The organism is Paenibacillus sp. J22R98 (assembly GCF_059383835.1).
Map to the genome: position 1 here is coordinate 242,864 of NZ_JBXENW010000002.1, position 13,995 is coordinate 256,858.

The window sequence follows — 13,995 nt, forward strand, 5'->3', positions numbered from 1 at the left end:
ATTCCAATTTAGGGGTGATGTGTTATGCTTGCTGGGTATGGGGAAAAATGTTCCATAGAGGTTGAAGAACACAATTCTGGAGGGCAATGATGGACGGCAAACCTTACGTAATTGCAATTGCCGCTGTATCCGGTGGCGGGAAGACGACGCTGACCGAGCAGCTGCTTGAACGTTTAACGCATGCACAGGCTTTATATTTTGACGATTATGACTTTGAGGATAGCCCGCAGGACATTTGTGATTGGGTAGAACGAGGAGCCGATTATAATGAATGGAATCTGACTTCGTTAAGGAACGATATTGAGCTCTATTTGCAGGATGCTGAGCTGGAGTATCTTGTGCTCGATTATCCGTTTGCCTATTTGAACAATGACATTCGTGAATTCATTGATCTGACGGTATTTATAGATACACCTCTAGATGTTGCGGCTGCCCGAAGAATATTGCGCGATTATGCTTATCGGTCTATGGATGATTTGCGGCATGAGTTAACGAACTATTTAACCCGCGGCAGGGATGCCTACTTGGAGATGCTGCGAAGCGTCAAACCAAATTCCGACGTCGTCATCGACGGTACGCAGCAAACATCAGAGATGGTGGATCACATTCTACATGCCCTGCAATAAAAGATGGCTGCGCAGAGATGCGCAGCCATTGCTATTTGAATAATACCTTTTGTTAGGCTTCGTCCACGATCAGCTTGCCGACCATATCGCGATGGCCTGAACCGCACATCACGGAGCAGTGGAATTCGAAGGTGCCTGCATTCGCGGCATCGAATTCGCCGTCGCCGTTTCCTTGAATGTCTACATTGTAATCAGCAATTGTAAAGCCGTGACCGCCGTCGTCGCTGTGAAGAGTGATTTTGACATGATCGCCTTTCTTCACATGAATCTCCTTCTGATCATACTCGAAATCTTTGGCCTCAAGTTTAATCTCTACTGTCGATCCGCTGCCTGAATCCGCGGTTGTCGTGTTCGTGGATGCCTCGTTCGTACTCGTGTCAGCATTTGCCCCATTTGTGTTTGTGCTGGCGCTGGTGCTGTTATTGCTGTTGTTGTTCCCGCAGGCGCTGGCTAGTGCTGCGACGAGTAGTAATGACGCTGCAAGTATTGCGAATTTGGCTTTCATGTTTCTATCACTCCTCTACCATTTTGGAATCATTACCCATCGTAGCATAGAAAGATTAAAGGAATATGAAAGGAATCGTATTAGTTTCATTGAGATGTAAGACAGCTTAACAAGAACTACATATCCAGATTACATCCTGTTAACCTAGTCTTTGTAAAATCTAGTAGAAAAGATTACTAGGAGGTAGGAAAATGGTTTCGCAAAAGAAAATCGCATTAAAAAGCACACTTGCTGCAACAGCGGCAGCAGCGCTTGTTGTGACAAGCATCTTGGCTACACCGTCGACTGATAAAGCGGAGGCGGCTTCCTCGCAAACGAAAAATGTCATTCTATTCGTCGGAGACGGAATGGGTACAGCACAGCGCAACGCGATCCGGCTGGCTACTGTCGGTGAGAAGGGCAGCCTGGCGATGGATGCTATGCCGTTCTTGGGACTTATTCATACAAGCTCTACAGTACCCGTAACAGATTCAGCAGCATCTGCTACCGCTTATGCAAGCGGAGTAAAAACGTACAATGGCGCTATCGGAATGGATGCCGATAAGAAGTCGGTCAAAACGATTATGGAATATGCAAAGGATGCAGGTAAATCGACGGGTGTTGTTACAACGAGCCAAGTAACAGATGCTACCGGTGCTGCATTCGGTGCCCATGTTGAAGACCGCGCCAAGCAAAGCGATATCGCGCTGCAATATTTGACGAAGAGCAAGCTTGACGTCATCCTCGGCGGCGGCGAAGATTTCTGGTATCCGGCAGGCGAGCCGGGTAAATTCAAGGACGAGCCGGCAGAAGATCCGTCGGAGAAGAGCAAAGGCACGCAAGGCAATCTCGTGAATAAAGCGAAGCAATTGGGCTACAGCTTTGTTTCGAACAAAACGGATATGCAGAAAGCCAAAGGCGGCAAGCTTCTCGGTCTGTTCGCCAACGAAGAAATGTTCCAACAGCGTGCAGAGGGCGAAGGGGATATCTACAACCCGGTCGTATCGCTTCCGGACATGACGAAGAAGGCAATCGATACGCTGTCTGCCAACAAAAAAGGGTTCTTCCTGATGGTTGAAGAGGAAGGCACGGATGAGTTCGCTCACCAAAACAATGCAAAAATGACGATCAAAGCCGGTCAACAGCTGGATCGTTCCGTACAAATCGCGAAGGATTTTGCTAAGAAAAATCCGGATACGCTCGTACTCGTGCTTGCTGACCATGAAACTGGCGGCTTCTCCATCGAAGAAGTGGATGCTAAAGACGAGACAGGTGATGGCATTTCCAAAGAAGACGGTCCTTTCGCCATCGCGAACTCCAAGCTTAACTTTGTTGTAGACTGGACGACTTCCGGTCATACGGCAGTAGATGTTCCGGTTACGGCAACAGGCAAAAACTCGCAGCTGTTCACTGGCAGCTTCGAGAACACGGAAGTATTCAATAAATTGATGCAGGCATTGGGCTTTAAAGCTGGAAGATAAGCGGATTGTTAGGGGAAAGAAGCTGGCTGCGGGAATCGCGGCTAGCTTCTTTTGTTTGGATTGACAGGCATGTTCAGGGTGATTCAGAATGGGAGTGTATCCTATAAATGAACAGTCCTGGGAGGTAGGAAGCTAGTGCCTAAAATAACGGACTTTGTTTTGACCTCAGACATGATTGAACAATTTTATCGTGAAGGTTACTTTTATGCTCCGGGATTCCTTTCGGCTCATGCGGTGGACGCCATCAATGCCGAGAATGTTGAGTTCGCCAATCAGCAAGGGGATGGCAAGTGGAGGAGTCAAGCCATTATCGATCTGGATAAAGAGAAGGACAGGTTTCCGCACACGACTGATTTTCTGACGGACCCGGACATCGTGAGCATTTTTGAAACCCTACTCGGCGACAAAGTGCGGATTTGGATGGGCATGTACGCCGTCGTAGCACCGCATGGCAGCGGGCTGGAGTGGCATCAAGATAATCAATATACCCATATCCTAGGGCATATGCTGAACGGGTTTATTGCGCTTGATCCGATCACGCAGGATAATGCGGGCTTGTGGCTTGCCCCCAGGTCGCATAGGCTGGGGCGACAGCCGAACTTGAATGCGGAGGGCGGCCATAAACGGGCGGCTGACCCGGAGAACGGCATCCCATGCAAGCCGATGGCGCCGGGGGATGCGGTGTTCTTTCATCGCGAAACGCTGCATCACAGCAAGCAAAATCATACGGATAAACCGCGACGCGCTTATGCTTTCCAAGTGGCGTCTGCGAATTGCCGGTATGCGGAAACCGGCAAGCTGCTCGAGGATCGATTGGTATTGTCCGACTATCGCCGCCGTCAATAGCGGGGGATAAATGAAAGCCGTCTCAACAGGTTGCTTGGCGCAACGGTTGAGGCGGCTTTTTTGGTGCGGGTGCAGCGTTTGGGTAGAATTGGTTTGATGGATGAGCCTTATCGCGGTATCACGATCGATCGGCTTGCTTTTAGCAAAGCATCCATGGATAGGAGCGCAGCGAAGTAGATCAACAGCGCGCAGATGATGGAACCGACGGAACTCCAGAGGAGCGGCAACCCTTGGACGACGGTTAGATAGTCAAAGGACCAGCGACCGCAAATTCCCATCAGCAGCATACAGATGCCAACTTTTAGGTAAGGTTGAATATTCATGTAGATGCCGATTGAGCCCGATATCGAGAAGAAGTTTAGCAGGGTTTGCATGACGATTCCGATTCCGATGCCGAAGGTGACGCCGACAATGCCGAATTGGCTGCCAAACACGAATATCGCGATCGCTTTGAACGCGGTGGACACGACGTAGTTCCAAAGCGTAGCATTGGCGCGACCGAGTCCGAGCAGAATCGCATGCAGAGGAGCGTCGAAGTAATGGAGGAAAAACATCGGCGCTAAAATTTTGAGCAGCAATCCCGCATCAGGTGCGCCATACACAAGCTTCGTCAGCGGAGTTGCCCACTCGAACAAGATGACGGTAGCGGGTGCACCGATCAGCAGTCCTAAATTCAGCGCTTGATTCATCCGTTCATGCATAAGGCGATCATTTTTATTCGCAGCCGCTTCCCCAATCGCCGGTATGAGCGCGGTGGACAAGGATTGCGTAATAAAGCTTGGCATGTAGAGCAGCGGGAAGGCGTAACCGGCCAACATCCCGAACTGCTTCGTGGCTAGTACTGTACTTATGCCGGCAAGCGCGAGGCTGGTTGCAATGAGCAAAGGCTGGAATGCACTATATATCGATTGCACTACGCCTTGCCCGGTTGTCGGCAGGCCGATTTGCAGCAGCTCTGAGAGCGTTTTTCTGCCGTGCTTGAGATGGCCGGTCCACGTCTCGCCCGGCAGTTTGGCTTCGCCGCGCAGCTTATAACTAATGACGAGGAATGAGAGGCTGAATGCTTCGCTTATGACTGAGGCGGCCATCGCGCCTGCAGCAGCGTAGGCTACTCCATAGGGCAGCAGCAAATGTACCATTGCGAGCACGCAAGCAATCTGTACCGAATACTCGAGCACATCCGAAGCGGCGATGACCTTCATGCGCTGAATGCCGCGAAAATAGCCCTTCAGCACAGCAGACACGGCAACAATCGGCGCGATCGGCGTAATGGCGAGCATCGCATAATAGGCGCGCTGGTCACTCAGCAGAATGGATGCGATCCAGTGGGAGCCGAGCAGGGAAAGGGTCGTCAGCGCTAAGCTTAAGAAGCCGGTTACAGCCAGTGAAACATGCAGGATTCGCCTGACCTTCACTTTCTCATCTCGCGCATAGGCTTCTGCAACCAGCTTCGATATCGCAACAGGTAAGCCGAGCTCTGTGATCGTAATGACAAGAGGCACGAGAGGGTGTGCCATCATTAATAAGCCAATTCCTTCCGCTCCCAGTGCGCGAGCGACATACATGCCGCTGATAAAGCCAAGAATTCGGTTGATGAAAGCAGCGACAGATAAGGTCATCGTCCCTCTCATGAACGATTCCTTCTTTTGTGCCATGTTTCGTTCCTCCTGATCCTCGAATACTTAAATGTATTCATCATTCGGAAAAGCATGCGAACGAGCTGGTGGCTGTACTACTTTTCGGAACAATCGCGAACGCGAAAAGAAGCTGGCCGCGGTTATCGCGGCTAGCTTCATTTGCTTATTATTCTGGTTCTAGTCTGTCAGCTTGCGTTTTAGCTGCCAGCCATCGGCAGGGGCATCCGTGATGTACTGCTGCAGGCGGCCATCAGGGTTCTCAATGACCACCAACAGCCCTTCTGATACCGGCAGTATGTTGTGAATTTCACCACCCGGCACAAGCTGCTGGGCAACCGGCTCTAGGATAGGAATGAGCATATTCTCCAGCCAGATTCGTTCCTGATACCAACGAGGCACGGGAATCGAAGCGGGATAACCATTTACCGGTGCATGGAGGGCAAGGGCGAATTGCGGTTGTTCAAGCGGCAGCTCCGTACCCGCTCCGATTGCGGCAACGAATCGAAGGCATAGCTCAATCGTGTGCAGCACTTCGTCAACCTGCACACTGCCATTGGCATAACGAATCTCTACCGTTCCGATATCGAACCAAGAGGCTACATTGATGCCGCAGCGGTGAGACTGCGGACGGCCAGAGTTGTGTACGGCATGGGCGGATGGATCTACCGCGAATCGCTCACGCATAGCTGTCGTTACCGGAGGGCAGAAGAGCAAGCGATGCTCGCTCGTTTGCAGCAAGGCCTTCAGCGTTTCCTGATAGGTTAGTGCCGCATCAAGGAGTGGGAGCACCATTTGTTCTCCCCATGCTTCGATACCGACATGCACATGAAGTCCGCAGCTCCAATTGGCCGTAGCCCCCTGTGCTTGAAGCCGGCTCAGCATGATGCGAATCTGATCCCGCTCCTCCCACAGCATTGGAGGGGGCTTCAGCTCACTGCCGGACTCGATGCCGGTTTCATCTAATTGATGCTCATCCAACGACATTACCCATCCGGGCAGCAGCGCAAGCTCTGCAGGTTTACCGCCTATAAACTCTATTTCAACGCCGAACTTAAGTTGTTTCCAATCTACTGTTTTGGGCCACATTGCGATCTTCCTCTCGTTTGTATGATGAGTCTTACTTGCTCATACTTCCAAAAGGGAAGAGGTGGACCTCGGGCTTACCGGGGGATTTTCAGTTTAGGCATCGCGAGCTCGCCTCCTGATGAATTTGGATATCGCTACAGTATTCGCGCTGGCGGCGATCCATTCCTTTTACCTAGAAGAGCGTACACCGGGGCTGTCCCGAATCGTGTAATTGTCCAAGCTAGTTGGCGCATTCCACATAGATTAATAGATGAGAGGAGCTTATCCATCTCGATGTCAGGCTATTATTTTCTATGGAATAGGAGTGAATGCGATGGCGGATTGCAATCAAAATCCAGTCGGTGAATGCTCAGAGGCGGAAGGTCGTGATACAACCGCGAACGGGATGGCTTCCCACGCTGAAGGGTATCAAACAACCGCAAACGGCGATGCTTCACATTCGGAAGGAAGCGGGACGACGGCAGGGGGAGGAGCTTCCCATGCGGAAGGCTATCAGACGCAAACGGTGGCGGATACAGCCCATGCGGAAGGAACGGCTACTTTTGCGAGCGGAGTAGCCTCCCACGCGGAAGGGAGTTCATCTATTGCCAATGGTGCAGCTTCCCATGCAGAAGGTTATCTGAGTGTATCCAATGGACTTGCTTCGCATGCGGAGGGTATTTCATCCGTATCCAACGGTTCTGCATCCTATGCCGGAGGCAGGCAAACTACTTCTAATGGAGATGCATCCCATACGGAAGGCTTTCAAACGACAGCCAACGCGGATACCTCGCATGCGGAGGGCTATCAATCCACAACCAATGGAGATGCATCCCATGCGGAAGGCTATCAGACCTTAACGGCTGCGGCTGCAGCTCATGCAGAAGGGTCTCAGACCATAGCCGGAGGCGGTGCAGCTCACGCGGAGGGCAGCAATACGCAGGCGCTTGCTTTGAATTCGCATGCGGAAGGGGAAGGAAATACGGCAAGCGGCCGGGCTTCCCACGTGGAAGGCGGAGGCGTGGATCTACTCGGCAATCCTTCGCCTAACCAAGCAATGGGCTCGTCGTCTCACGCTGAAGGGATCGGAACGGAGGCAAGTGGAGCCGGCTCCCATGCCGAAGGCGGAACGGTAGATGTTACGATAGCTCCCGGCCCTCGTGCGACAGCTGCCTTTGCCCATGCGGAGGGACAAACCACTGTCGCCAGCGGAACGGCCGCTCATTCGGAGGGTTTCCAAACTACCGCAAGCGGACCCAGTGCGCATGCGGAAGGTGCCAATACGAATGCCGGAGGGAGTTTCTCCCATGCAGAAGGCATAGGAACAAATGCGAGCGGAGTTTATGCGCATGCCGAAGGCGCGGATTCTATAGCCAGCGGTCAGGCTTCTCATGCCGAGGGAGAGAGTAACACAGCAAGCGGAAGAGCTTCCCATGCAGAAGGCGGCGCCGTGGATTCACTCGGTAATTTTGCTCCAAATGTTGCTTCGGGTGACAGCTCTCATGCAGAAGGCGTAGGTACGATGGCGACGGGATTCGCTGCCCATGCGGAAGGCGGAACGAATGATTTTACCGTTGCGCCTGGGCCAAGGGCCATGGCTGCTTTTTCACACGCAGAGGGTCAAACGACCATGGCCAGCGGAACGGCCGCGCATGCAGAAGGTTTTCAAACGACTTCGAGCGGTCCCGGCACACATGCGGAAGGGGCAAATACCAGTGCGAGCGGGCCGTTCTCTCACGCAGAAGGAATCGGTACCAGCGCGAATGGTCCTTATTCTCATGCAGAAGGAGCCGATACGCTTGCAGGTGGGCAAGCTTCACACGCGGAAGGCTCCTCTACGAAAACGTTCGCTGCGATATCCCATGCAGAAGGTTTAAATACGGTTGTCGATATGTCTCATGTTGGCGCTCACATTATGGGGCAGAATGGGACTACTAGATTTCCGTTTTCTTGGCACTTGGCTAATGGACTCGTGGTGGGGCCAACCTTGAACTCGGCCGTTATTGAAGGACTGACCGGCAATTTGTACCTTGATGGCACAGTCAGCTCACCGAACGCTGCCGATTATGCCGAGATGTTCGAAACGGCAGATGGGCTTGGTATCGATGTTGGATATTTTGTCACGCTTGATGATCAGGACTGTGATAAAATCCGCCGAGCAACGGCCTCAGATAGTTACATCCTCGGCGTTGTCAGCTCTCGTCCTGCCGTCCTAGCGGATTCCAGCGATTTGCGCTGGCACAAGCTGTTCGTTACGGACGAATGGGACCGCATCCAGTACCATGAGGTGGATGTGCCCGAAATGCTTGATAGTGCGGGCAACGTACTGAGACCTGCCGGTATCAAGACAGAGCCTATGCTAAACCCGGATTGGAACGAGGCGTTTGACTATGTGCCGCGTTCGCAGCGTCCGGAGTGGGTGGCTGTCGGCGTGGTCGGCAAGCTGCTCGTTCGGGATGATGGCACTTGTGTGCCAGGGGGCTACTGCATGCCTAATGATGAAGGGATAGCAACTTCAGCTGCTGCGGGTTATCGCGTCATGAAGCGGACTGGGCCGAATCAGGTGCGGATATTTGTGAAGTAAGGTTAAGGAGCTGCAGCTTGTAGAAAGTCCTGCTACTTGAATTGTGGCAGGGCTTTTTGTCGTTATGAGCCATGGCGAACCCAGCTTGCGGGGCGCTGAGAGTCGGGAAATCGAACTCCCAGCAACGCAAATCGCCAAAAAGAGAGCTGAGAGTTCGGAAACTGAACTCTCAGCTCTGAGAACATAACTAAACAGGCGTTACAGCGCTCTGAGAGTAGGCAAACCCACCTAAAGTGGCACCATACCGCCCATAAATCTCGCCGTAAGCGGCTATTCCGCTAACAGCGACCAAACTAATCGATGTTCACCAACATAAGCGACTATTCTGCTTACAGTTCCGCAAATCCACCAAAGGTGGCACCATACCGCCCATAAATCTCGCCGTAAGCGGCTATTCCGCTAACAGCGACCAAACTAATCGATGTTCACCAACATAAGCGACTATTCCGCTTACAGTTCCGCAAATCCACCAAAGGTGGCACCATACCGCCCATAAATCTCGCCGTAAGCGGCTATTCCGCTAACAGCGACCAAACTAACCGATGTTCACCAACATAAGCGGCTATTTCGCTTACAGTTCCGCAAACCTACCAAAGGTGGCGACATACCGCCCATAAATCTCGCCGTAAGCGGCTATTCCGCTTACAGCGACCAAACTAACCGATGTTCACCGTCTTAAGCGGCTATTTCGCTTACAGTTCCGCAAACCCACCAAAGGTGGCGCTATACCGCCCAGCTATCTCGCCAAAAGCGCCTATCCCACTCTTAGCCCCCTCCTCGGAAACTCCTCCAACACAAAAAAAAAGCCCGATAAGATCCGGCAGCGCAATTGCGTGCGCGCCGGTTCTCTCGGGCTCATTCACTTAAGGCAAATTCACGCCGCGCGAAGCGACGTACAGGCGATACCAGTCTTCGCGCGAGAGGCGAAGGGTGGCAGCGTCTTTGCAGGCGCGGATGCGCTGCGGGTTGATGGTGCCGATGACCGGTTGGATGCCGGATGGGTGCGTCATCAGCCAAGCAAGGACGATCGATTCTTTGGTCGTGTTATGCTTCTCGGCAAGCTGAGCCACGAGCGCGGCAGTTTGCACTACGCTTTCGCTTTGGCCTTCCAAGGAGCCGCCGGAGTAGCGGCCTTGCGCAAGCGGTCCCCACGATTGCAGCTGAATGTTCTCCAGGCGGCAATGCTCCATGGTGCCTTCCGGGAACACATTGTTGCGCCAAGCTTCTTGGTTCACGCTGACGGCGGTGTCGCAGAAGCCGATTTTGTGCAGGCTCATTTCGAGCTGGTTTACGATGAACGGCTCGTCGCTGTAAGCTTGCAGCAGACGAATTTGGCCGTGACTCATGTTGGACACGCCGAAGTGGCGAACTTTGCCGGATGCTTTCAGCGCATGGATCGCACTAGCTACATCTTCCGGCTCTACAAGCGGATCAGGGCGGTGCAGCAGCAGAATATCGAGATATTCCGTGCCCAAGCGCTCCAAGATACCATCCACACTGTCCAAAATATAATCCGCCGAGAAATCAAAACGATGCGGATTGCTCTCATCGCCGAAGCGAATGCCGCACTTGGATTGAATGATGATCTCCTCGCGAAGCATCGGGCGTTCCTTCAGCAGCTGCGAGAAAACGCGCTCCGCTTTGCCGGAGGTATAAATATCGGCATGGTCGAACATGTTGATACCAATCTCAAGTGCCGCATCGAGCGCTTCGTTGCCTTCGCGGTAATGCTCGGCGGTAATCGGGCTGTTGGCGTTCCAGTCGCCTCCAAGTCTCATGCATCCGAGAACGAGCTGGCTGGCGTTTATATTACGGCGTTGTAGCGGAATAAGTTTCTGTGTCATAGGTTCCTCCAAAATTTCATATGGAATGGTCAAGCTCCTGTTTCATTATGATGCAGCTACATGCAAAATAAAAGTAGTGAAAATATTGATACGTAATGATACAAGGTATATATAGTAATCAAAAGTATAGCGGTAATCTCGATAGATCTGCACCTAACATCCATAAGAATAGCCATACGCGCGCGCGGCGCAACTTGGTATAGTACCAGTAACGCGAGAAGGAGAGACTGTTCCGATGGCCCATATGACGAACCCGCTCACACGGATGAACGTGAGACAGCAAATTATTTTACTTTTTATTATCATGGTCAGTCCGATTCTACTGCTGCAGTGGTATGGGAACACGAGGGCGGAGCTTATTCTGAAACGCCATGTGACCAATGCCTATGTGGAGCTCAACAAACAAAACATGGCCCTCTTGAGCCGCGATATCGATACCGTCAATAAAATCACCACGACGATCATTCAAAATCCGCTCACCCAGCAGCTCGTCCCGGCACCGGGGGAGACCGTGTTCGAACGGGTACAGGAGTATTCGAAGCTCGATAAGCTTATCGCCGGCTACTCGATCAGCGTGAATGGCGGCGAAGCGGTCTATTACAGCCTCTATGTTTACGACCCGGAGGACTACTACTATTTTGCACCCAAAATCCCCATGACGCAGACAGGGGTGTATTTCTTCTCCGATCGCGACAAGCCGGAATGGTTTGACGAGGCCGTGAAGAAGAAAGGCGAAGGCTATATGAAGCTGATTCGCAACAACATCGGCTTCTCCACGCAGACAACGTTGGCTTACGTGCGTTCCGTGAACAACATCTCAAACGGACACGGCGTTATCGGCGTATTGGTCGCAACAAAGATGGATAAGAAGATTGGAGAGTCGTTTCAGAGTGTGACGCTGCCCGACGGCGAGATCTATTTTACCGATTCCGCGAATCGGGTGCTGACGGCGACCACGCCGGGCATGATTGGCACGACCTTGCAGCTTCCGCCTGAAGCGGCGGGAATCAAACTCGATGAAGCGGATGGCATGAGCAACATCATCACGCCGGAATTTATCTACGTCATTAACGACAATCATCTGCTGCAGCAGAAGCTGGTTTATAAGATCCCTGTCAATTCCCTGCTCCAGCAGCAAAATGAACTCAAACGCGTCATCCAGCTCATTTCAATCGTGTACACCATCTTCGGCATCATCGTCATCCTATATTTCTGGCGCTCGCTTATGACACCGCTTCAGCGACTGGCGTATTTCGTCCGCTCCTACGAGCCGGGCAGGCGGGTGCCGGAGACACCGGGCAAAGGGCGTAAAGACGAAGTGGGCGTACTCATCTCTTCCTTATATGACATGGCGCGGCGGCTGAATGTGCTGATTCATTACAAGTACCAGATGGAAATCAAGGAGAAGGAGTCACAGCTCCAGCTGTTATATCAACAGATCAATCCGCATCTCCTGTACAACACGCTTGAGAGTATTTATTGGAAAAGCACGCTGGAAGGCAATTCCGAATCCGCGGAAATGATCAAGGAGCTGTCCAAGCTGATGAAGATCAGCTTAAGCCGCGGTCGGGAGCTCATCTCGCTCGAAGACGAGATGGAGCATGCCAAGGCGTACATCAAGCTGCAGCAGAAGCGCTATGAATATACCTTTAACGTCATCTGGAACATTCCGGATGAGCTGCTGCACAACCTGATTCCGAAAATCACCTTGCAGCCGCTAATCGAGAATTCCATCATTCACGGCGTCCGCAACATGGGCGAAGACGGCGAAATTATTATAACGGGCGCGCTTCTGGAACCTGACAAAATCATTATCCGCGTCGAGGATAACGGCTACAAGAAGGTCGATTTCGAAGCCATTCACAGGCTGCTGAACGAAGAGAAGGGCGATCCGGCCATCGGATACGGCATCCGGAACTTGGATCAGCGCATTCGGCTTCATTTTGGCAAAAGCTTCGGGATTAGTTATGAGGAGCGGGAAGAACGGGGAACGCGCGTTGTCATTATACTGCCGCGCAGCCATGACGAAAGCGGCGAAGCGGCCGCGGGTCCGACGATATAAGCAAGAGCAAGGAGGGAATCGCACGAGATGTATTCCATATTGGTTGTAGACGACGAACCGTTAATTTGTAAAGGACTGAGCAGTCTGCTCATGTCATCAGGTCTGGCCATATCCCAGCTGTACGTCGCGCATAACGGCTACGAAGCGATGGATTATTTGAGGCTGGAAGACATTGATTTGCTCGTGACCGATATTCAGATGGGCGAAATGAACGGCATCGAACTGATGCATCAAGCCAAAATGATCAAGCCCTGGGTGCAGACGATCATCATCTCCGCCCATGAGACGTTCCAATATGCACAGCTGGCCATTCGGCTAGGTGCGAAGGATTACCTCATTAAACCGCTGAACAGCGACCAGTTCCTCGATTCGGTGCGCAACGTGCTGCTCAACACGAACAAAACAAGCCCATCGCAGGATGAGCTGCTGGCAGGCTTTCGCGAGCAGTTCCACATGGAGCAGCCTTCGCCCCAAAGAATGGCGCTGCTGAACAAACTGCTCACCGATACGACGGAGTCCGAGGCGCTCGCAACCGCAGTGCTGTTGAAGTACGAACATGCCACCGTTCTCACGGGGCCGTATTTCTCCGTGCTGCGCGTGAAGCTAAGCCGCTCCTCGGAGCTGCTGCAATATGCGGCGCTCAATATTGCGATGGAGCTGCTCGATCAAGCATGGAATCCGGTCGCCTTCTATTCGCCGGAGGATGAGGTCAGCATCATTATTCAGTGGGACGATAAGCGGTTCGAGGATAGCGGCACATCGCGGATCAACCAGCTTGACATGCTGGGCCGCAGTTTGCAGTTCAACATTACGAAGTATCTTGGCATGAGCTGCGTCATCGGCATCAGCCAAGTGCTAAGAGGCCTTCAATTCTTAAACGAGCTCGGTGAACAGGCGGAGAAGGCGATCAGGTGGAACCGCGACCAGAAGGAGCTGAGCGTCTTCTATTATGGCGACTTCAACTGGAGCCGTTATGACGCGAAGCAGGATCCGACGGTTGAGGAGCTGGATGCGCAGAACAACATCATCGTCGAGAAAGCGAAGAACTATATCGATGAACACTACGCCCAGAAGGGGCTTACGTTACATGAGGTGGCGCAGAAGAACCATGTCAGCCCGAATTACCTCAGCTATCTGTTCAAGAAGAACACCGGCCATAATTTATGGGAATATGTCATCAAGCTGCGCATGGAAGAGAGCCGGAAGCTGATCCTCACGACGGATCTTCGCAGGTACGAGATTGCGGAGCGAGTGGGCTATGAATCGCCGGAGCATTTCAGTAAAATTTTCAAAAAATATTTCGGCGTAAGCCCAACGGAGCTGAAGAAGTAATATCGCCTATAATCCCCATAGAACTGCACATGTT

The 13,995-nt window shown here is 52.2% G+C and carries 10 protein-coding genes; 6 read left to right on the plus strand and 4 right to left on the minus strand.

The genetic code is table 11. From position 1 onward, the window contains the following. Positions 1-89 precede the first annotated feature (89 nt). Positions 90-626, plus strand: a complete 537-nt coding sequence (locus tag AC50Y3_RS06800) for a nucleoside/nucleotide kinase family protein (protein WP_494818599.1) — start codon at positions 90-92, stop codon at positions 624-626. A gap of 52 nt (positions 627-678) precedes the next feature. On the opposite strand, the gene AC50Y3_RS06805 is transcribed toward AC50Y3_RS06800, so the two are convergent. Next, on the minus strand, positions 679-1,131 hold the full coding sequence (locus tag AC50Y3_RS06805; protein ID WP_494818019.1) for a cupredoxin domain-containing protein: 453 nt from the start codon (positions 1,129-1,131) through the stop codon (positions 679-681). 191 nt (positions 1,132-1,322) lie between these two features. Here AC50Y3_RS06805 and AC50Y3_RS06810 point away from each other — a divergent pair, with 191 nt between their 5' ends. Next, entirely contained in the window at positions 1,323-2,591 is a 1,269-nt protein-coding gene (locus tag AC50Y3_RS06810; RefSeq protein WP_494818020.1) for an alkaline phosphatase, read from the plus strand. 135 nt (positions 2,592-2,726) lie between these two features. Then, positions 2,727-3,437 carry a phytanoyl-CoA dioxygenase family protein gene (locus AC50Y3_RS06815; protein WP_494818021.1) on the plus strand — a complete coding sequence of 237 codons (711 nt, stop codon included), beginning with the start codon at positions 2,727-2,729 and terminating at the stop codon, positions 3,435-3,437. A 107-nt stretch (positions 3,438-3,544) separates the two neighbouring features. On the opposite strand, the gene spoVB is transcribed toward AC50Y3_RS06815, so the two are convergent. Together spoVB and AC50Y3_RS06825 are read right to left on the minus strand one after the other, a co-directional pair. After that, positions 3,545-5,092 (minus strand): stage V sporulation protein B, encoded by a 1,548-nt coding sequence (gene spoVB / locus AC50Y3_RS06820; protein WP_494818022.1) that lies wholly within the window; start codon positions 5,090-5,092, stop codon positions 3,545-3,547. Positions 5,093-5,251: 159 nt separating this feature from the next. Further along, a complete protein-coding gene (locus tag AC50Y3_RS06825; RefSeq protein WP_494818023.1) occupies positions 5,252-6,160 on the minus strand; it encodes an amidoligase family protein in 909 nt (302 codons plus the stop codon). Between the two features lie 313 nt (positions 6,161-6,473). On the opposite strand from AC50Y3_RS06825, the gene AC50Y3_RS06830 reads away from it, so the two are divergent. Next, positions 6,474-8,723, plus strand: a complete 2,250-nt coding sequence (locus AC50Y3_RS06830; protein ID WP_494818024.1) for a peptidase G2 autoproteolytic cleavage domain-containing protein — start codon at positions 6,474-6,476, stop codon at positions 8,721-8,723. Positions 8,724-9,586: 863 nt separating this feature from the next. On the opposite strand, the gene AC50Y3_RS06835 is transcribed toward AC50Y3_RS06830, so the two are convergent. Beyond that, on the minus strand, positions 9,587-10,567 hold the full coding sequence (locus tag AC50Y3_RS06835; protein WP_494818025.1) for an aldo/keto reductase: 981 nt from the start codon (positions 10,565-10,567) through the stop codon (positions 9,587-9,589). A 235-nt stretch (positions 10,568-10,802) separates the two neighbouring features. Between AC50Y3_RS06835 and AC50Y3_RS06840 the strand changes: the two genes are divergently transcribed. Both AC50Y3_RS06840 and AC50Y3_RS06845 read left to right on the plus strand, forming a co-directional pair. Further along, on the plus strand, positions 10,803-12,629 hold the full coding sequence (locus AC50Y3_RS06840) for a sensor histidine kinase (protein ID WP_494818026.1): 1,827 nt from the start codon (positions 10,803-10,805) through the stop codon (positions 12,627-12,629). A gap of 27 nt (positions 12,630-12,656) precedes the next feature. Further along, on the plus strand, positions 12,657-13,961 hold the full coding sequence (locus tag AC50Y3_RS06845; RefSeq protein WP_494818027.1) for a response regulator: 1,305 nt from the start codon (positions 12,657-12,659) through the stop codon (positions 13,959-13,961). The last annotated feature ends 34 nt before the right edge of the window (positions 13,962-13,995 follow it).